Annotated in this window: 16 protein-coding genes and 2 tRNA genes; 10 read left to right on the top strand and 8 right to left on the bottom strand. The window is 61.0% G+C overall.

Going from position 1 to position 20,464, the window contains the following annotated elements:
• Positions 1-12: 12 nt before the first annotated feature.
• Positions 13-1,017, bottom strand: a complete 1,005-nt coding sequence (locus C8D92_RS11670; RefSeq protein WP_116919452.1) for an RluA family pseudouridine synthase — start codon at positions 1,015-1,017, stop codon at positions 13-15.
• A gap of 599 nt (positions 1,018-1,616) precedes the next feature.
• Between C8D92_RS11670 and C8D92_RS11675 the strand changes: the two genes are divergently transcribed.
• Positions 1,617-4,751 carry an Rne/Rng family ribonuclease gene (locus C8D92_RS11675; protein ID WP_116919453.1) on the top strand — a complete coding sequence of 1,045 codons (3,135 nt, stop codon included), beginning with the start codon at positions 1,617-1,619 and terminating at the stop codon, positions 4,749-4,751.
• Positions 4,752-4,820: 69 nt separating this feature from the next.
• Positions 4,821-5,357, top strand: coding sequence for a YecA/YgfB family protein (locus tag C8D92_RS11680; RefSeq protein ID WP_095609544.1), 537 nt, complete (start codon positions 4,821-4,823; stop codon positions 5,355-5,357).
• Positions 5,358-5,529: 172 nt separating this feature from the next.
• Here C8D92_RS11680 and C8D92_RS11685 read toward each other — a convergent pair whose 3' ends face one another.
• Complete coding sequence (locus C8D92_RS11685) at positions 5,530-6,375, bottom strand: PHP domain-containing protein (RefSeq protein WP_116919454.1); 846 nt, start codon at positions 6,373-6,375, stop codon at positions 5,530-5,532.
• A gap of 158 nt (positions 6,376-6,533) precedes the next feature.
• Between C8D92_RS11685 and C8D92_RS11690 the strand changes: the two genes are divergently transcribed.
• The 3 genes from C8D92_RS11690 (at position 6,534) to C8D92_RS11700 (ending at position 8,183) form a co-directional block, all read left to right on the top strand.
• Positions 6,534-6,833: a YciI family protein gene (locus tag C8D92_RS11690; RefSeq protein WP_095609542.1), complete on the top strand. Its 300-nt coding sequence runs from the start codon at positions 6,534-6,536 to the stop codon at positions 6,831-6,833.
• 99 nt (positions 6,834-6,932) lie between these two features.
• The gene (locus tag C8D92_RS11695; RefSeq protein ID WP_228151074.1) at positions 6,933-7,604 is read left to right on the top strand and encodes a TIGR04211 family SH3 domain-containing protein; all 672 of its coding nucleotides are present in this window, start codon (positions 6,933-6,935) and stop codon (positions 7,602-7,604) included.
• 276 nt (positions 7,605-7,880) lie between these two features.
• A complete protein-coding gene (locus C8D92_RS11700) occupies positions 7,881-8,183 on the top strand; it encodes a PilZ domain-containing protein (RefSeq protein WP_228151073.1) in 303 nt (100 codons plus the stop codon).
• A 60-nt stretch (positions 8,184-8,243) separates the two neighbouring features.
• On the opposite strand, the gene rraA is transcribed toward C8D92_RS11700, so the two are convergent.
• Complete coding sequence (gene rraA / locus C8D92_RS11705; RefSeq protein WP_095609541.1) at positions 8,244-8,723, bottom strand: ribonuclease E activity regulator RraA; 480 nt, start codon at positions 8,721-8,723, stop codon at positions 8,244-8,246.
• A gap of 80 nt (positions 8,724-8,803) precedes the next feature.
• The gene (gene ppsA / locus C8D92_RS11710; RefSeq protein ID WP_095609540.1) at positions 8,804-11,182 is read right to left on the bottom strand and encodes a phosphoenolpyruvate synthase; all 2,379 of its coding nucleotides are present in this window, start codon (positions 11,180-11,182) and stop codon (positions 8,804-8,806) included.
• 250 nt (positions 11,183-11,432) lie between these two features.
• Between ppsA and ppsR the strand changes: the two genes are divergently transcribed.
• Complete coding sequence (gene ppsR, locus C8D92_RS11715; protein ID WP_095609539.1) at positions 11,433-12,248, top strand: posphoenolpyruvate synthetase regulatory kinase/phosphorylase PpsR; 816 nt, start codon at positions 11,433-11,435, stop codon at positions 12,246-12,248.
• Positions 12,249-12,287: 39 nt separating this feature from the next.
• Here the strand turns inward: ppsR and C8D92_RS11720 are convergent, their stop codons facing one another.
• Positions 12,288-15,212: an insulinase family protein gene (locus C8D92_RS11720; protein WP_095609538.1), complete on the bottom strand. Its 2,925-nt coding sequence runs from the start codon at positions 15,210-15,212 to the stop codon at positions 12,288-12,290.
• Between the two features lie 24 nt (positions 15,213-15,236).
• Positions 15,237-15,692, bottom strand: coding sequence for a methylglyoxal synthase (locus tag C8D92_RS11725; protein ID WP_095609568.1), 456 nt, complete (start codon positions 15,690-15,692; stop codon positions 15,237-15,239).
• Positions 15,693-15,877: 185 nt separating this feature from the next.
• On the opposite strand from C8D92_RS11725, the gene C8D92_RS11730 reads away from it, so the two are divergent.
• The 4 genes from C8D92_RS11730 to C8D92_RS11745 all read left to right on the top strand — a co-directional run bounded on the left by C8D92_RS11730 (position 15,878) and on the right by C8D92_RS11745 (position 20,024).
• Complete coding sequence (locus tag C8D92_RS11730; protein ID WP_228151072.1) at positions 15,878-16,435, top strand: hypothetical protein; 558 nt, start codon at positions 15,878-15,880, stop codon at positions 16,433-16,435.
• Between the two features lie 129 nt (positions 16,436-16,564).
• Positions 16,565-17,905 (top strand): PEGA domain-containing protein, encoded by a 1,341-nt coding sequence (locus C8D92_RS11735; protein WP_095609537.1) that lies wholly within the window; start codon positions 16,565-16,567, stop codon positions 17,903-17,905.
• A gap of 58 nt (positions 17,906-17,963) precedes the next feature.
• Positions 17,964-19,064 carry a response regulator gene (locus C8D92_RS11740; RefSeq protein WP_228151071.1) on the top strand — a complete coding sequence of 367 codons (1,101 nt, stop codon included), beginning with the start codon at positions 17,964-17,966 and terminating at the stop codon, positions 19,062-19,064.
• A gap of 108 nt (positions 19,065-19,172) precedes the next feature.
• Positions 19,173-20,024, top strand: coding sequence for a 6-carboxytetrahydropterin synthase (locus C8D92_RS11745; protein WP_095609566.1), 852 nt, complete (start codon positions 19,173-19,175; stop codon positions 20,022-20,024).
• A gap of 250 nt (positions 20,025-20,274) precedes the next feature.
• On the opposite strand, the gene C8D92_RS11750 is transcribed toward C8D92_RS11745, so the two are convergent.
• Both C8D92_RS11750 and C8D92_RS11755 read right to left on the bottom strand, forming a co-directional pair.
• Positions 20,275-20,350 (bottom strand) — tRNA-Glu (locus C8D92_RS11750).
• 7 nt (positions 20,351-20,357) lie between these two features.
• A tRNA-Ala gene (locus C8D92_RS11755) sits at positions 20,358-20,433 on the bottom strand.
• Positions 20,434-20,464 lie beyond the last annotated feature (31 nt).

Consider the following 20,464-nt stretch of genomic DNA (forward strand, 5'->3'; position numbering starts at 1 on the left):
ACGTCTTTCCTGTTACGGCTTTCGCAGGCGGGCCAGCAGCGAGGCGAACGCCCCGGAGGGTCGCGCCTCGAGCGTGAGTGGCTGGTCGTCCGGACCGGTCAGCTCAAGGCCGCTGGCATGCAGCATGAGCCGCTCACCACCGGCGGAGCGGAACGCCTTGAGCGCCGCCCCGTCCATGTACTTGTCGTCACCCGCCACAGGGTGCCCCTGGGACGCGGCATGAACACGAATCTGATGGGTGCGCCCGGTCACCGGAAACGCCTCCATCAACGTGTACCCCTGAAAACGCTCCAGCACGCGAAAGCGGGTCAGCGCCGACTTACCACTGTCCGAAACCCGGACCATGCGCTCACCGGACTGCCGCTCGTAGCGCTCTAACGGATGGTCCACCGCGGTACAGCTTTCAGGCCAGTCACCGGCGACCAGCACCTGATAACGCTTGGTGACGCGACGGCTCCGTATTTCCTCCTGCAGATGGCGCAATGCCGAGCGCTTCCGCGCTATCATCACCAGTCCGGATGTATCCCGATCCAGCCGATGGACCAGCTCCAGGAACCGCGCATCCGGGCGAGCCGCCCGCAGGACCTCGATCAGCCCAAAACTGAGCCCGCTCCCCCCGTGAACCGCCATCCCCTCTGGCTTGTTGATCACCAGCATGCGGTCGTCCTCGTGGCAGATTGCCTTTTCCACCACACGCTGCACCCGCGCTCCCGGCACAACACGCTCCGGCGCATCATTCCGGCGTGTCACCGGCGGCAAACGCACTTCGTCACCGGCCCGAAGTTTATACGGTGGTTTGACCCGCCCCCGATTCACCCGCACCTCACCTTTTCTCAGAATGCGATAGACAACGCTGCGCGGAACACCGCCAAGACGGTTGATCAGAAAGTTGTCGACTCTCTGGCCTGCCTGGTCATCATCGATCGTGACCCATTCGACACGGGCCTTGCGCTCGGCAGGAAAGCCGGATGCGGTTTTCTGGCCGGATCGCGACGCACCGGGGGACTGACTGGACATAACGCGGGCTTACGCTCTCAGGATTGACGGGCCGGGGGAATACTGCTAATTTCCGGCATGCTTTTGTTCTCTGCGGAATCGCCCGGAATGTGGGCTGATCAAGCACCGCCAGACGGTCAATCGACGGCGGACCGCAGATGTCGAAGTATACCGACACTATTCGAGACTTTGAAAGCCGGTGGCGGTGGGAAGCCGCCACTGGTAATGAAAAGGCACCCCGGCGGACTATTCCGGGCCCGAAAGCGGCCGAACCGGCGGGGACGTGTTCAATCCGCACGGAAAACCGGCGGGTGACATCGCGACGAATCATGACAATCACGCCGGGTCGGGCCGTCCTGCTAACCAATATGACGTGAGACCCAGACACCGGTGTGACTCTGAAACGGATTGCATGCGACAACTGACACGAACCAACAGCGCGACTGCCCTGCCCCCGGGCGACGGGTCGTTCGCCAGGGAGCGGGCCTTTCCGGCCGTCGACGATTCCTGAACTGTGTCCGGCCGCTGGTTCTGGACCACGGCCCGCTGCCATCCCACCTCGCCGATGCCCCCATTCCATCCGGTCTTCCGTCGTCAACCGACAGGAACAACCGTTTTTCATGAAAAGAATGCTGATCAATGCAACTCATCCCGAAGAGTTGCGCGTCGCGCTGGTCGATGGCCAGCGTCTGTTCGACCTCGACATTGAGGCCAGCAATCGGGAACAGAAAAAGTCCAACATCTACAAGGGCCGCATCACCCGCGTGGAACCGAGCCTGGAAGCGGCCTTCGTCGATTTCGGCGCCGAGAGACACGGTTTTCTGCCCCTCAAGGAAATTTCCCGCGAGTATTTCAGCAAGTCTCCCAAGGACATCGAAGGCAAGATCAACATCAAGGACGTGGTGTCCGAGGGGCAGCAGGTCATCATCCAGGTGGATAAGGAAGAACGCGGCAATAAAGGGGCGGCACTGACCACCTTTATTTCACTGGCCGGCCGCTACCTGGTTCTAATGCCTAACAATCCCCGCGCCGGCGGCATTTCCCGCCGCATTGAGGGGGAGGAGCGCACGCAGCTCAAGGACGCCATGAGCGACGTGGAAATGCCCAAGGGCATGGGCGTGATTGTCCGCACGGCAGGCATTGGACGTAACTCTGAAGAACTGCAGTGGGACCTGAACTACCTGACCCAGATCTGGCAGGCGATTACCGATGCCTCAGCCAACCGTGAGGCCCCCTTCCTGATTCACCAGGAAAGCAACGTCATCATCCGAGCCGTCCGGGATTACCTTCGCCAGGACATTGGCGAGGTCCAGATCGACTCCCAGGCGGTTTACGAGGATGTGCTGAGCTTCGTAAAGGCGGTCATGCCGAGCTTTGAAAACAAGATCAAGCTCTACAAGGACGACATCCCGCTGTTCAGCCGCTATCAGATTGAGGGCCAGATTGAGACGGCCTTCCAGCGCGAGGTCAAACTGCCCTCCGGCGGCTCGCTGGTGATCGACCCGACCGAGGCAATGATCTCAATCGATATCAACTCGGCCCGCGCCACCAAGGGTCAGGACATCGAGGAAACGGCACTCCAGACCAACCTGGAGGCGGCTGAGGAGATCGCCCGGCAATTGCGTCTTCGCGACATTGGCGGCCTGATTGTCATCGACTTTATTGACATGACTCCCGCCCGTCACCAGCGCGAAGTGGAAAAACGGGTCCGCGAGGCGCTGGAGCTCGACCGCGCCCGGGTCCAGGTCGGGAAGATCTCCCGCTTCGGACTGCTTGAAATGTCACGCCAGCGTCTGCGCCCATCACTTGGGGAAACCCGCAGCGAGGTGTGCCCGCGCTGCAGTGGACAGGGCTCCATTCGCGGTATCGAATCGCTGGCCCTGAGCATCATGCGCCTGGTCTACGAGGAATGCTCGAAGGACAAGACCGGCCATGTCCGCGCCATCGTTCCGGTGGCCGTGGCAACGTTCCTGTTGAACGAAAAACGCCGCCAGCTTGCGGACATCGAAGCGCAGCAGGACGTGAATGTCGTGGTGGTCCCGAACCCGCACATGGACACGCCCCAGTTCGAAATCCTGCGGGTACGCGATGACGAGATGCAGTCGGTCGAACGCACCTCCAGTTACGAGATTGCCGACGAGTACCGCAACGAGGAACTGGCGGACGAACAGATTGCGCGGGAGAAGCCGGCCAAAAAAGAAGAAGCCGCCGTCAAGGGTGTACGCCCTTCCGCTCCGGCCCCCTCAGCAACGGCACCCCAGGAAGACGAGTCGGAGGAAGGCCTTTTCCGGCGCCTTTCGCGTCGGATTGCGGCGTTCTTCAGTGATGAATCGTCTGAGGACACCCCGGATACCACACCGCGCCAGCGCTCCGAGGAGCGGGATGCCAGTCGTCAGCGCCAGGACCGGCGCAAGAGCCGCGTCGCCCGGCAGGATCAGGGGGGCGGCTCCGGCGGCGGACAGAAGAAGTCCGGCTCCGGGGATAACCGCCGCGGTGGTGGACAAGGTCAGAAGCCGCAACGCAGTGGCGGCCAGAAATCGGGCCAGGGCGGAAACAAAGGCTCAGGCAAGCCCGGGCAGAAAGCCGATGGCGGCAAGCCCGACAGCCAGAAGTCCGATGGGCAGAAAGGACCAAAGGGTCAGAAACCCCAGAAAGATCAGAAGGATTCCGGCCAGGGACAGAAGCCGAAAGGCGGTTCCGGCCAGCAGAAATCCTCAGGTGGCCAGAAGTCCGATGGCAATAAAGGGGGTAATAACCAGAAAGGCGGTGGCCCGAAGAACCAGAAGGGACAACAGGGCAGCGGCAATAAGGGCGGCAACAACCAGAAGGGCAATGACAAAGCCGCTTCTGGGAACGTCGACAGCAGCCGCCAGCGCCCGCGTCGCCCTCGCCATCGTGACGGCTCACCCGTTGACGAACCAGCACCCAAAACGGCCAATCAACCGATTGAGGACGCACAGGACACCGCTAAAACAGAGGCTCCGGTGAAAAAGGCAGCGTCGGGCAAACCCGAGACGAACGCGCCCAAATCCGAGGCAAAGCCGGCAAAGTCCGCCAAAACGAAAGCACCGGAACCTCAGACTGCCGAGGAGGAATCGGAGACCACGTCATCCTCAGCGGCTCCGGAAACGCCCTCCACAGCGAAAGACGAAACCGCCAAAAAGGATCAGTCAAAGGATGACGCGCTTGTCGGTCATGCCGACACGACGACAGAATCTTCCGAGGAAGAAAACGCGACGACGGGCACCAACAAAAGCCAAAGCCGGTCTCGTGGCGGCAACCGACGTTCCGGGCAGCGCCGTGGACGGGGCGGCAACCGGTCCAACAAGTCAAAAGGCGACCCCGCCGCATCGCCGTCCGAAGAGGCCGATAAGAAGGGAAGCGAGGGAACCGCTGGGCCTGAAAAGCCGGTAGAACCGGCGCCCAAAAACGCACAGACGGACAAGCCATCAACGGATACGTCAGCCGAGGCGGCCGGAACGGAACCACAGAAAGCGCCCTCTTCCGCAGAGGCCGCTTCCAAGACGGAAGCACCGTCGAAGGCCGAAGCGCCAGAGACGAAGACTGAGCTCAAGGCTGCCGAGCCGGATCAGAAACCGGACCAGAAACCCGCTCAGGGCAGTCCCGCTTCGGATCAGGATGGCGAAGCGCTGACGGCCTCCGGCAGAGCGTATAACGATCCACGAGAGGTCCGGAAACGTCGCCGGGCACAACAGTCTGACAGCAGTCAGGACGCCGGACCGGCCTCGTCCTGATACGTTCCCGGACAGGCGGGCCGGCAATCGCCGGCCCGCCACTTACCTGCATGCATTCAGGAGTGCTCTATGCTCTCATCCTCGGACATTGAAGCGGTCGAGGACGTCCTGTTTGATCCCTCATGGGCGGATCAGGCACTGGATTTCTTCGGGCTCCACGGCGTGGTCTGTGCCAGCGTCATCGGTCCGGTCGATCTCACACCGGAGTCCATCTTTGCGCTCGCGACGGGACAGGAGGAGCCGGAACGCGTGCCGTCGGACTCGTTTGTCCAGGCAGTCACCACCATGGCCAGAGATATGGCCCAGTCCCTGACCATGGGGCAAAGCGTGGAACTACCGGAACCCGAGGACGGCGATCCGATGAACGCTCTAGAAAACTGGTGCGCCGGCTTCGTGGAAACCTTTCTCAATCACGAAACGGACTGGCTTGAGCGGGACGAGGAAGAGGTGCCGGAGCGGCTTGTGCCCATCCTGGCACTGTCCGGCCTTTTCGAAGATGAGGACTTCGAGCGCGTGCGCGAGAATGAGCGGTTGACCCAGAAAATGGCCGACGCCATTCCCGACGCCATCACAGACCTCTACCTGCTCTTCCACGCGCCGGAGTGAACGGAGAAAGACTGGGTTTTGCCACGGAAGAACACGGAAACGCACCTTCGGGCGGAATCGGTATGGTTTGAAAGTTTTAAGGTCTGAAGGTTTTAAAGTCTTGGCGAGACGCTCCACCAGAGCCTTACCACCTTAAAACTTTCAGACTTTAAAACCTCAAAAGCACCATTCCCTACCCCAGATAATCCCACACCATCGCCAGGTCTTTCGGTGGACGGCCCGGGAGGCGACCGAGTTCGCACCAGGGACGGCCCGGATGGTGGAAGTCGCTGCCGCATGAAGCCAATAGCAACCGTTTTCGGCACAGATCGGCAAGAAAGCCGAGGTCACCATCCGACTGACCGGACGTCAGCACTTCCATGGCCTCGCCCCCTGCCGCCTGAAAATCGTCCAGCAGTTCCCGAAGTTTGGTCGCTGTGAGGCCGTATTTTCGGGGATGCGCAACAACCGCTTTCCCACCCGCCGCTCGAATCCAGTCAACAACGGTGGCCAACTCTGGCCAGCAGGCTTTCACATCGCCCCGCTTGCCATTCCCGAGGTGTCGCTGGAACGCCTGATTCATATCCTTCACCACGCCCTCGTGCACCAGAACCCGGGCAAAGTGCGGACGGCCCGGAACGCGGCCACCGGCCTGTTCGGTCGCCTTCTCCAGAAGCGACTCCACACGCAGAGGCGTCAATCGCTCGGCAATCTGCCGGGCGCGCTTCCAGCGATTGGCCAGCTGTCCGGCCAGAGCCTCCTGCCAATCCGCGTCGGCAGGATCAAACCCGAGCCCCACGATATGGACCGTGCGCCGCCGCCATTGGCAGGACAGCTCAATACCCGGCAATAGCGTCACACCGGACTGCCGGGCCGCTTCCGCCGCTTCGGAGACCCCGTCGGTGGTATCGTGATCGGTCAACGCCAGCGTTGTGACGCCTTTCTCAGCGGCTCGGGCGACCACCTCGGAGGGAGCCAGTGAGCCATCGGAGGCCAGGCTGTGGCAATGAAGATCAATGGGAAAGGCTGCTAGACTCATGCGTTCCTGATTCCAATTCGGGCGGCGCTCGCGTCCCGCTTGGTTCATTCGCTGACTTTCTGCACGCCCCCAACGGCTCTGGACAAAGCGTCAGGGCGGCAGGCGGGATACCGGCGAACAATACCACAGCACCGCCCACCTGTAATGGAGGTCCTGCAATGTACTACGCCATCATGAGCACCGATGTTGAACAGAGTATGGAGCGACGGAAGACGGCGCGGGAGCAGCACATCGCCCGCCTGAACCTGCTGCGCGATGAAGGTCGTCTGCTCCTCGCCGGCCCTCACCCGGCGATCGACAGTACCGATCCCGGTGACGCTGGAATGACCGGCAGCCTGGTTGTGGCGGAGTTCGGTTCCCTTGAGGAAGCTCAGCAATGGGCAGATGCTGACCCCTACGTAAACGCCGGCGTGTATGAGCGGGTTGTGGTGAAGCCGTTCAAACCGGTTCTTCCCTGACGGTCCCGGCACTTACCGAATGGTAATCGCCCCAGTGCTTGCACGCCGGGACCCGTGTGCGAAAATGACGTCTTTTTAACAGGACAGGAAAGAGACCCCGTGAACAGACAAGCCACTGCCGGGCTGCTGGCCGCCCTCACACTGCTTGCAATGCCGGTCAGCGCCGAAACAATGTACATCGACGACATGCTCAAGGCCCCTCTGCGTGCCGGCGAAGGCCTGCAATACCGGATCGTGCACAAGGGGTTACCCTCTGGCACCCAGGTCAATCTGCTGGAAACCAGCGATTCCGGATACAGTCGCGTGCGAACCGGCGACGGCCAGGAAGGCTGGCTTCCCACTCGCTATCTGTCCCGTCAACCCATCGCCGAGGATCGCCTGAAGCGGGTTTCAAGCCAGCTCGAAGAAACTCGTAGTAGCCTGTCCAGCGTTCGCGAACAGCTCTCGACGGTTACCGAGGAGCGAGACCAGTTGGCGAACACGCGGGATCAACTGGAAAATCGGGTCTCCGAACTCAGCGCGGAATTGAAGCGGATCCGGTCGGTTTCCGAGAACGCCCTGTCGCTGGAGCGTCAAAATCAGACTTTGCGCGAGAGCAATCAGCAGCTCAAGAAAGAGGTGGAAGTACTCACTGCCGAGAATGAGCGACTGCAGTCGAAAAAGGAGTCGGACTTTATGATGCTCGGCGCCCTGCTCGTTGGGGCCGGTGTTCTGATCGCCGTGGTCGTTCCCTGGCTCAAGCCCGCCAGGAAGACCGACAACTGGGTCTGATACAACGGGTAGCCGCGCAACGCCATTCTCGGGCGTCTGACCCAACGACCGGCTTCTTTCTGCGTCGGACAGTCGTTCCATACGTAACCGAATCAAGGCCTTTTTAGGCAGGCTCCGAAACACTCAACACGCCCCCGCCCCTGGGGCCGTTCCTATATGTGGTGCCCAGGAACCGCCCCAACCACTAAATAGCACGTTTCTTATGACAGATTATTCTTTGACGATCAGCGGTCAGACGCCTATAAAAGACAAAACGGCAGCCGCAAAGGGGTGAGCATGGCAGACACAATGCGCGACTATTCAGAAAAGCGGGACTTTCACCGAATGCAGGTCGATACCCGCATCGATTTGACAGACACGGCGGGCAACACGTATCAGGGTGTCTGTCGAGACCTGAGCGGGACCGGAATGCAGATCATCCTCGACCGCGCCCTCGACGAGGGCACTCAGCTGCACACGGTCCTCCCCTCCAGCAGTGACCAGTTCCCACCATTTGAAACCGTGGTGACGGTCATTCGGTGTGTGCCTGAGGGGGATCGTTATCGGCTGGGGACGGCCATAACAGAGGTCAAACGATAGTCTCGCTCCGCCCCGCCCTGAGGGCGGGAAGGAGCGGAGCGTCAGCCGGTCTGGCGATCGTCAGACGGAAAGTGCCTTCTCGGAGACGACAATACCATTGTTGTCGGCATAAACGTAGTGACCCGGCTGAAAGGTGACACCGTGGAAGGTCACCGGTACGTTCAGGTCGCCGACCCCACGTTTCTCTGTTTTTCGCGGATGCGTTGCGAGTGCCTGGACACCGATCCCGGTCTCGTTGATCACGTCCACATCGCGGATGCAGCCATAGATGATCAACCCGGCCCAGCCGTTACCCGCCGCTTTTTCCGCCAGCATATCGCCCAACAGCGCGGCTCGCCTGGAACCACCGCCGTCCACAACCATCACCCGGCCTTCGCCCGGCTTGGCCACCTGTTCCTTGACGATGGAATTGTCCTCGTGGCACTTCACCGTCACGATTTCGCCACCGAACGCAGGGACACCGCCGTAGTTCCGGAAGCCCGGTTCGACCACGGTCACTTCGGGGTAATCATCACAGATATCGGGCGTCACAATCGCCATGAGATGCTCCTGAATTGCCTGAAAGTGAGTTACGGGAAGAGAGTCGGGTGCCTCCAGACGAGGCACCCGGCAAAGACACATCAGACCTCGCTCAGGTCCTTTTCCGCGAGGAAGAACCAGGTATCCAGCACCGAATCCGGGTTCAGGGACACGCTATCGATGCCCTGATCCATCAGCCACTTGGCCAGATCCGGGTGATCGGAGGGGCCCTGACCACAGATACCGACGTATTTGTCGGCTTTCTTGCAAGCCTGGATGGCGTGGGACAGAAGCGCCTTGACCGCATCGTTACGCTCGTCGAACAAGTGCGCAACGATGCCCGAATCCCGATCCAGGCCGAGGGTCAGTTGGGTCAGGTCGTTCGAGCCGATGGAATAACCATCGAAGTGCTCCAGGAACTCTTCAGCCTGCAGCGCGTTGGCGGGCAGCTCGCACATCATGATCACACGCAGGCCGCGGTCGCCACGCTTGAGGCCGTTCTCTGCCAGCAGATCCACGACCTGACTGGCCTCGCCGACGGTGCGGACAAACGGCACCATGATCTCGACGTTTTCAAAGCCCATCTCGTCACGGACCTTGCGCAGCGCCCGGCACTCCAGCTCGAAGCAGTCCCGGAAGGTTTCTGAGATGTAACGGGATGCCCCCCGGAACCCCAGCATCGGGTTCTCTTCGTCCGGCTCGTACAGCGTGCCACCAATCAGATTGGCGTACTCATTGGATTTGAAGTCCGACAGCCGCACGATCACCCGCTTGTCCGCAAACGAGGCGGCGAGTGTGGAGATCCCTTCGACGAGCTTGTCGACATAGAAGTCCACGGGGGAGCTGTACCCGGAGATGCGTTTCTCAACCGTCTGGCGGATGTCACGCGGCAGGCTGTCGAAGTTCAGCAGCGCCTTGGGGTGAACGCCAATCATCCGGTTGATGATGAATTCCAGCCGGGCCAGACCGACCCCCTCATTCGGCAGGGACTGGAAATCGAAGGCGCGGTCCGGGTTGCCCACGTTCATCATGATCTTGAACGGAATCTCAGGCATGGACTCCACGGTGTTGGCCTTGCGCTCGAAATCGAGGCTGCCCTCGTAAATCATGCCCGTGTCGCCCTCGGCGCAGGACACGGTCACCGCCTGCCCCTCATACAGCGTTTCCGTCGCATCGCCGCAACCAACGACTGCCGGAATACCAAGTTCCCGAGCAATAATCGCGGCGTGACACGTCCGACCGCCCCGGTCGGTGATGATCGCAGAGGCCCGTTTCATGACCGGCTCCCAGTCTGGATCGGTCATGTCCGTGACCAGGACATCGCCTGGTTGGACGCGATCCATCTCGTTGATGGTCATCACCACCCGTACGGGACCACTGCCGATCCGGTGGCCGATACTGCGCCCCTCTGCAATCAACTTGCCCTGCTCTTTCAGCAGGTAACGTTCCATGACATTCGCCTTGGCCCGGCTACGGACCGTTTCCGGGCGCGCCTGAACAATGTAGATCCGGCCATCGTCGCCGTCTTTTGCCCATTCAATATCCATGGGCCGCTGATAGTGCTTCTCGATGATCATGGCCTGCCGGGCCAGCGCTTCCACTTCCTCGTCATTGATCGAGAAACGATTGCGCTCCTCCGGGTCAACCTTCACCGTCTCGACGGATTTACCGGCGCTGGTGTCGCCGGTATGGATCATCTTGATCGCTTTGCTGCCGAGATTCCGGCGCAATACGGCAGGACGACCAGCGTCGAGTGTCGGCTTGTGAACATAGAATTCGTCCGGGTTGACCGACCCCTGAACGACGGTCTCCCCAAGGCCGTACGACGACGTGATGAAGACCACGTCCTGAAAGCCGGACTCAGTGTCCAACGTGAACATGACGCCACTTGAAGCGGTCTCACTGCGGACCATTTTCTGAATACCCGCGGACAGGGCAACGGACTTGTGATCAAACCCATGGTGGACGCGGTAGGAAATGGCGCGATCATTGAAGAGCGAGGCGAAGACTTCCCGGATCGCGGTCTTGACGTGATCCAGCCCCACAATGTTGAGGAAGGTTTCCTGCTGACCGGCAAACGACGCATCCGGAAGGTCTTCAGCGGTGGCCGAGGAACGCACGGCGACCGCGAGGTTCGTGTTATCACCCTGAAGTGTGCGATACGCCGACTCGATGGTCTTTTCAAGCGATTCGGGGAACGGCATCTCCAGCACCCACTGGCGGATTTCCGCACCCACACGGGCCAGCTCGTTCACGTCATTGATGTCGAGGGCGTTGAGTTTCTCATCGATCCGGTCCTGCAGGCCATCCTTTGCCAGGAACTCCCGATAGGCCTTGGCCGTGGTGGCAAAGCCCCCCGGAACGGTCACGCCGGCATTGGCGAGGTTGCTGATCATTTCACCGAGGGACGCATTCTTGCCGCCAACCCGGTCAACGTCCGCCATACCAAGGTTTTCAAACCAGATGATGTAGTCTTCCAAAGCGCATCTCCCTTCCAGAATCTGTTGAGAGGGCCAGAGCAGCGCAACACCGCTATGACAGCACCCGGTTTACCGGCACTCAGCGCCCGACCATGCAGTCCGGCCTCTCGAAAACTGCCGCTATGATACTGTAACCTGCCTCTGTTACATAGAGGAAACCGGTCTCCGGCCGCCCTGAGAGGCCCAACAGGCCGGAGAAAACACCCCCTCGATGTCGGCCTTCACCGGACAACGGAGCCCTTCCTCCCTCATGAAACGCACCGCTTTTTTTCTTTCCGATGGCACAGGCATCACCGCTGAGGCACTGGGCAACAGCCTGCTGGCCCAGTTTGAGACCATCACATTCGAGCGCGTGACAGTGCCCTATGTGGATGATCGGGAAAAGGCCCGAGAGCTGGTAAACCGAATTAACCGGGCCGCCGAGCAGGATGGGCAACGACCTCTGGTGTTCGACACCATTGTCGACAGCACCGTTCGGGATGAGATCGCCCTGGCCGAGGCCTTCATGATTGATATCTTCGGGACCTTCCTCAAGCCCCTGGAGGAGGAGCTGTCGTCGTCCTCGTCCTACTCGGTTGGCAAGTCCCATTCCATCAGCAATGAGAGCAACTACGAACAACGCATCCATGCGGTCAACTTTGCGCTGGACAACGACGATGGGGCGCGCACGCGGTACTACGACGAGGCAGACATCATTATGGTCGGCGCATCACGGAGCGGCAAGACGCCAACCTGCCTGTATCTGGCGCTGCAGTACGGGGTCAAAGCGGCCAACTATCCCATCACCGAGGATGACATGGATGACCAGGATCTCCCGCATTGCCTGAAACCTCACCGGCACAAGCTGTTCGGCCTGACCATCGACCCGGAGCGGCTAGCCACCATCCGTAATGAGCGCCGCCCGAACTCCCGGTACGCCTCCGTGCGCCAGTGCGCCTTCGAAATCGAGGAAATCGAGGCCATGTACCGTCGACAACGCATCCACTACCTGGACACCACCGCGTATTCGGTCGAGGAAATTGCCACCCGCATCATGGTGATGACGGGCATCGAACGAAATCGCTGAGGCACCCGGAGCGGGATCTTCCCGCTCCGGCGCCGTTGATCAGAGCTCCCGCACGTTCAGGCCCGCCGACTCCACGACCGGGCGTTCACCATGCCCGGTGATCACCGCCGTACTGGCCTTCTCGGGCACCAGCCACGTTGATGCCACCCGGCGCAGATCCGCCAGCGTGACCGCCAGCACCCGCTCCCGGAACCGGGCCAGCTGCTCCGGCGTCCGCCCGAAGAGACGGTTGTGGAAGGCATTTTTTGCTTCGCCCGCCGGCGAACGCGGCTTATCGAGCTGACTCACCACGCCAAGGATTGCCTCCTCGACCGTCCGGGGATCGTGCGCCTCCTCATGCAACCAGTTCAGTGCGTCATCAAAATCCGCCAGCGTTTCGGTCAACCGCGGGTCACGGTAGGAGAAGAACCGGAAGGTACCCGTGACGCTGTCCTGCGCCGCACCGCCGCCGTAGGCGCCGCCGTGCTCCCGGATCGCCCGGTGCAGGTGTCCGTTGCGCAGGAAACCGCCGAGCACCGTCAGAGCCGCAGAATCCGGGTGATCCACCGGCACTGTCGGATAGGCTTTCGCACAGAAATTGACCTGCGTGGACGTCAGCCAGGCATCCCGGGTCTGCTCGCTCACCGGCGGCATTGTCAATTCACTGCCCTCAACGGACGGTACCGACGCCCACGCCTCACTGAGCTCATCGGCCATCGGCGTCAGCTGATCGGTTTCACCAATGCCGAGATACTGGCGTGGCTGCTGGCGGAAGCGCTCGTGAAGCGCGGCCAGCTGCTCACAGAGACGATCCAGCTCATCGGGATCTTCCAGCCGGTCGTCCAACGCCTTGAGTCGATGAGTCGCTTCCAGACCGCCAAGACGGAAAGCCAGACGCGCCCCCGGCGCCAGACCCTGAGCCGCCGCGCCCATGGCCAGAGCATGTCCTGAGCCCGTGACGGACTGTTCCCGGCGCGCCCGAATCTGGGCCACAATCTCACGGATCCGCTCCTTCTCATCGAAACGGGCCTGATCGAGCACATCCCGCAACAGCCGCGTCAGGTGACCGCGGTTCCGGGACAGCGCCTTGCCACTGAGCACCAGATAGGTACTCAGATCCTGAACGTCGTCAATGCGCCCCTTGGACGTCACGGCTGCACCAATGCCGCCGGATTCCGCCGACTGGCGGTCCTGCATCGCCAGATAATCAAGGTCGCCGCACCCCACTTCGGTCAGGCATGCCGCGTAGATTGGCAACATGGACAGCGCGTCGTCGTCCAGTGCCGGTATGGGCAGGATCACCTGCTGATACACCAGACCATTGGTGCCGCGGGCATAGAGAGTGGCTGGCAGCTCATCCATCTGACGGGACTCTGGCTCGGGCTTCTGCAACGGAACATCCGACAGATCAACACGGGGCAGAATGCCATCATCGTCTTCCCGATGCTGACGGGCCTCCAGCGCCTGCGCCTGATCGACAAGTGCTTTCTGCTCCTCGTCACTCAATTGAGCCTTACGATCCGCCAGGGCCTGCTCCAGCGCCGCCTGGTGACGGGCTTCCATACCATCATCCGGGCGCAGCGTCAGCGTAACCCGGTGGGGGTTGTCGAGCAGCAGGCGGCGGACCAGACCCGGCACATAATCCGGATCCTGGATACGCTCACGGAGCGTCGCCAGCACAGGCTCCAGATCCAGTGCCTCGACCGGGTCGCCGCCATGCACCATGGGTGAGATCGCGGTCATGATCAGTTGTAGACCGTATGGGAACTGGTCCCCGGCGATCTCGCGCTGATGCAGCTCGAGCTGATGCAGAATGGCATCGAGCCGCTCGGTGGGGACCCCCTCTTCGGCCACCTTCTGAAGAACATCCTCCAGCAATGCATCGAAGTCCCGCGCCCGTTCCGGTTCACTGCCCTCAATACCGCAGACAAACGTCATCTCGCGGTTGGAATCCTCCAGGCCGACCAGCGGAGATGGTGCGTGGCCAAGTTCTGTGGTCTCCAGAGCGCGAAGCAGCGGCGAGGCACTGTTCTCAAGCAGCACGCTGGCCAGAAGCTGCGCCTCCAGGTTCTTTTCCAGATCGAAGCTGTGACCCAGGAGCCAGCCGGTGACAATGTGGGTCTTGCCTTCGGTTCCCTCATCCTCGCTGACCGGATACCCCTCCTCAACGCGCACGGGCGAGAAGAAACGCTTTTCATCATGCACCGGCAGCTCAATGCTCTGCTGCTCAAACCGCGACAGCGCCAGCTCTTCAAAGCGCTGATGATGCTCCTTCGCCGGGATATTGCCAAAGGTGGCGAAAATGGCATTGCTCGGATGGTAGTGATGCCGGTAGAAGCGGGTCAGGTCCTCATAGGTCAGATCCGGAATATGGTCCGGTTCGCCGCCACTGTTGTAGTGGTAGGTCGTGGTCTGGAACAGGTGGCTGCTCAGGGTCTGCCACAACCGCGCCGGCGCCGAACTCATCGCCCCTTTCATCTCGTTATAGACCACGCCCCGGTGCACCAGGGGCGTGGATGGGTCGGCGGGATCGTCAAACTCAAGCCGGTGCCCTTCCTGCGCAAAATCCAGCTTGTCGAGATTGGAGAAGAACACCGAATCCAGATAGACCGAGAGCAGGTTGTCAAAATCCTTCCGATTGGTCGTGGCGAACGGATAGGCGGTCCAGTCGCTGCTGGTGAAGGCGTTCATGAAGGTATTGAGCGAACGCCGGATCATCATAAAGAACGGATCCCGCACCGGATAGCGCTCGCTGCCGCACAGCGCCGTGTGCTCCAGGATATGGGCCACACCGGTGGAATTCATCGGGAAGGTCCGCAGGGCGACGAAAAAGACGTTCTCGTCATTGTCCGACGCCAGGTGGAGATGGGTCGCGCCGGTCTGGCGGTGCCGGTACTCCTCGACATCGATCTGGAGTGTCTCGATGCGATGGGTGCGAATGAGCTCAAAAGCCGGGTGAACGGCCGATACGGTCACATCGGTCATGTTCGGTCCTGTGTTGGTGTCCGGTCAGTCGGGCGTGGATTCTCCGCCGACGGAGCGACTCTGATACGCCCCGAAGTCGGGAACCCGACGCTCGTAGCCGGAAAAGCAGGGTGAATTCACAATAAAATCCGCGGAACTCTCGTTACAGGCAATGGGAATGTTCCACAGCGTGGCAATGCGCAGCAGGGCCTTGATGTCGGGATCGTGGGACATCGGCTCCAGCGGGTCCCAGAAGAAGATCAGCAGATCCACCTGCCCTTCGGAAATGCGGGCGCCAACCTGCTGATCGCCACCCAAAGGGCCGCTCTGCAGCCGCTCCACTACCAGTCCCGTCCGGTCCGCGACGAGCCGCCCTGTTGTGCCGGTGGTAACCAGCTGGCAGCCGGACAGTGCCTCCCGGTGACGGGCCACCCAATCGATCAGATCGGTTTTCCGGTTGTCATGGGCCACCAGGGCAACGCGGGATATCGGACGGGTCATGGTCATCGGTCTCCGCAAAACCACTACCCTATCATGGCGTCCGCCAGGCGGACAGAAAAGGCTGGAACGACCGGGCCGACAAGCGGGCTGGAATCCGGTAGCATGACCAACCAATGGGCGATGGAAATGGCCCAGACCGCCACGCCCCACTGGGAAACGCTGTATCTGAGGATGGCACTGTGACCATGGATCACACGACCGGAACGACCATCACCCGCCAGCCGGAGCCCGGCAGCGCCGCGATGGCACCCTACTGGGTGGAGCGCCGCCGCTACCTGAAGGAGTTGCGTCGTATCCCCGAGTTGCGCCAGCGCTGGTGGGGCGCGCTGTTTATCTATCTGCTGCGTCGCGCACTGTGGTGTTTTGGCTTCTTTCCGGTCTTTCTCGCCTTCTGGATTCCGCTTGTGATGGCGAACTTCAACCCAGTGGTCATGATCAACGGTATACTGCCAGAGCTGGAGGCCTTCCTGGCGTCCAACCCGGAGGTTCAGGCCGGTACGATCCAGACCCTGATCATTGCCTGGCTGTCGGTCAGCTTTTTCTTCCTGGTCTTTGACTTTGTTCTGACGCCATTCCGGTCGCCTTACGAGATCGAAGCGGACATTCACATGCGGGCGTGGGAACAGCAGCAGGCCACGCCACAGCCCGACCCATCCGAACCTCATGCGCCGGAGACCCCACCTCAGGACGAAGACGCCACAGCGGTCACGGAAAGACCGGAACAGGTTCCGGAGAAAGTGTGATACGTCCAGCAAACTGACGAAGTGCTGTCACTTTCTGTTACACCACCGCGACTCCCGGCGCTACCATAGGCGACTGAGCCAGTGTCCTTTGGGACGATAGAATAAACCGGGTCATCACTGAGGGTTGCGATGGTCGATTTCAGACCGCTGCTGTTCGTTAACGCGCTGGCACTGATGCTGCTGGTGACGGCAGGCTTTGCATCCATCCGCGAGGACCGGGCGGAGCAGCCTGTCCACCAAACCACGCAAACCGCCTCCCCGTCCGGAAACGACGCCGCTCAGCCCGCTGCGACGCCCTCCTCCACGGAGCCGGAGGAACAAAAGCCCCGTCAGGCAGCAACCGAACCGTTATCCGTTCAGGATCGCGAACCACTGAACTCGGAGCCCTTCACGCTGGACACACCGGAGAACGAGCTGGCCGAGCAACAACTGGCCATGGCCGACCCGGCGATGCCGCCGTCATCCGCCAACCAGACAGCGGACACGTCGACCAAAGCGGTTCCAGAGAGCGATCAGCAGCCGAAGGCACCGGAACCCACGACAGCCGCCCTCACCCTGCGCTCCAACGTCTATGGCGATGAGGTCATTATCAACGGTGATTCATACGGCACCACCCGCCTGGATCTCGAACTCGATCCCGGTCGCTACGACGTCACCATTCGCAAACCCGGCTACAAGGCCTGGTCCCAATCGGTGGCGCTGGAAGCGGGGGACACACGGACACTTCGCGGTAAGCTGGAGAAACACACCCGGGTGAACTATCAGGAGGGGCGCTGGGTAGGCGGCGTTAAGACCGGCGATGGGACCTTCCATGGCGAGAATGGCCTCATCTATAACGGCCACTTCGTGGATGGACAGTTCCACGGCGACGGCACGGCGCAGTATCCGGATGGCAGCCGCTACGAAGGCGAGTGGAAAAACGGCCAGCGTTCCGGGGAGGGAACCCTGCGCCGCCCCGATGGCACGGTCTACGAAGGCTCCTTTGCCGACGACAGGTTCAACGGCCAGGGCACACTGACCCGGCCCAACGGTGATGTGCTGACCGGGCAGTGGGAAGACGGCGAACTGGACGGAGAAGGGTCACTGACCGCGGCCGATGGTCGACTCTATGTGGGCTCATTCCGAAACGGCGAATTTCATGGCCAGGGCACCCTGACCTACCCCGACGGCCGCTCTTATGAAGGAACCTTTTCCAAGGGGGAGTATCACGGCAAGGGCACCAAAGTCTTCGCGGACGGTAAACAGTACCAGGGGCAGTTCGTGGACGGTGACTTCCACGGCAAGGGAATTCTGGAGAACCCCAACGGCAGCTCCATTCAGGCCACCTTCAAATACGGCGAGCCCTACGGTCAGGTCAAGCTCACAACGCCGGCGGGCGAGGTGTTCCGTGCCCGTACCAGTGAGCCCGGCGTCTGCTATCGTGAGAAGAGTTACCGCGCGACCCAGTGCCCGCCCCTTGAAGGGTGGTAACGAATAAAGGATGTTGTCGTGACATGGGAAAGGACTTCTTGGAACAAGTTGAGGTTGTATGATGGCGATCAAGAACGCTTTGCTGGTGGATGACTCCAAGGTCGCCCGCTTTGCCCTGAGCAAGTTGCTGGAAAACCGGGACATGGAAGTGAACATGGCCGGGTCGGCGGAGGAGGCGCTGGACTTTCTGGATGGCGCCAACCGACCGGATGTGATCTTCATGGATCACCTGATGCCCGGAATGAACGGCGTGGAAGCGACGAAGGCGATCAAGGGCAACCCAGACACCGCCGACATTCCCATCATCATGTGCACGTCCAAGAAGTCCTCGACGTTCATGGACGAAGCCCGCAACTTTGGGGTCTACAACATCCTGACCAAACCCCCTCGGCATGAGGGACTGGAAAGCCTGCTGGACCAGCTTAACCGGGACGTGGACAACGACGACCTTCCCGAGGCACCCAGCGCCGACGCCATGGCCGAGTCCGGCGACGAGGAAGACGACACCCTGGATCTGCCGGACAACGCCTCGGTGGCGCTGACCCCAAAGGCCGAGCAGGGGCTGGACGGCAATACCCGGGACGACCAGGTCGTCCCCCTCACCACGGACCTGATCGAGCAGATCGCCCGCTCCGCCGTGAAGACCCACATCAACAACCGCCTGCATGAACTGCTGAGCAGCCTCTTCGATGAGCAGTTCGATCACCTCAAGCGGGCGCTCGAAGACAGCGAACGCCACCAGAAGGACGCGCTGGAACAGCGACTGGAGTCGCTCCGACGCGACGTGGAGGAACGCACAGCCGGTCTGAAGGACGAAGTGGCCGCCGAGGTCAACCTGAGCCTCAGCCAGGAACTCGCCGACGTGCGCAAGGCGATGAAGGAAAGCGGCGGTTTCTCGGACGATCGAATGTCTGAGCTGAAAGACCACATCACGTCGGTCCAGACCATCGACACCGAGTTCTGGCAGACCCTCCAGTCCGAAGCCATCCAGCAGGCCCACGAAATTTCCCGTGAGACGGCCGAGGACATTGCCCAGCGCACGGTGGATCTCTACGTGCGCCAGCAGAAGGTCGCGGCATCAAAAGCCTATACCATTGGCCTCGGGGTCAGCCTCAGCATCTTTGCCGTGGGCATTGCCTGGCTGTCCGGGATCTTCTGAGCCCCCGGCGTGACCATTCGCTGACAGAGCCCCCGCCGGAGACGGCAGCACGACCGGCGGGATTTTTTGGTAGAATCGCCCCACTTACTTCCGGGGCCGATGCTCACCATGAATCACCTGTTTGTCGACAACCTGACCGTGATCGATTTCGCCTATCTGGACCCGAGGCGGGGACTGGTCGGGGAAAGCTGGATTGCCGACGTGGTACTGGCGGGCGATCTGGACGATCAGGGCATGGTGTTCGACTTCGGTGACGTGAAGCCAACCATCAAGCGCGTCATTGACGAATGCGTTGATCACCGCCTCGCCGTGCCTGCGGACCACCCGAGCGCAAACCTGCACATCAATGGCGACCGGATCGCCGTCGGCTGGCGCCTGGAGGATGGGCGCGGAATCCGTCACGAGTCGCCCCGTGAGGCTGTTGCTGTCATTCCCGGAAAGCAGATTCTCCCCTCCAGCGTCAGCGCAATGCTTGAGCGGGAACTGCGCAATGTCCTGCCCGGTAATGTCACGGACATTGAAGTCCACCTTCGCGAGGAGGTCATCGACGGGCCCTACTACCATTACGTGCACGGCCTCAAGAAGCACAAGGGCAATTGCCAGCGGATCGCCCACGGTCATCGGTCCCGCCTTCAGATTCATCGCGACGGCCACCGGGATCATTCGCTTGAGGACGCATGGGCACGCCGGTGGCGGGACATCTACGTCGGCACTCAGGAAGATGTGGTGGAACAGTTCGTGGAGAACGAGACGCCCTACACCCGCTTCGCCTATGACGCCAATCAGGGCGAGTTCGCCCTGACCCTCCCCTCCAACACGGTCTATCTGATCGATTCGGACTCGACTGTGGAACTGATCGCCGCCCACCTGGCCGATGAAAGTAAAGCCAATCACCCGGATAGCGAGATTCGCGTCAAAGCATATGAGGGGGTTGGGAAAGGGGCGCTGGCCATCCGGTAGGGCGACTGGAGAGGCCGGAAAGCGAACGTAGCCGAAGATATAGAGGGCGTTGTAAAAGGCAATCGTTGAACATGTAGCCGATGTCTCCGACTTCGGAGTCGCCCGCCAGGGCGACCGGTTTCGGCTCTCGACGAAGGTGCCTGGGACCGGCCATGCCACCACCAACTTTATTTCAGACATAAAAAAAACCGCCCGGAATCGGGCGGTTTTTTTTAGTGGCGTACCGGATCACTGATCCGCTACTCCGTATTGGCGTCCCCTAGGGGGTTCGAACCCCTGTTGCCGCCGTGAAAGGGCGGAGTCCTAGGCCACTAGACGAAGGGGACTAAAACTTGGTGGAGCCAAGCGGGATCGAACCGCTGACCTCAACACTGCCAGTGTTGCGCTCTCCCAGCTGAGCTATGGCCCCGTCAACGGATGCGTATAGTAGTGATGGCCCC

It is taken from the genome of Tamilnaduibacter salinus (genome assembly GCF_003096655.1).
In the GTDB taxonomy this organism is placed as follows: domain Bacteria; phylum Pseudomonadota; class Gammaproteobacteria; order Pseudomonadales; family Oleiphilaceae; genus Tamilnaduibacter; species Tamilnaduibacter salinus.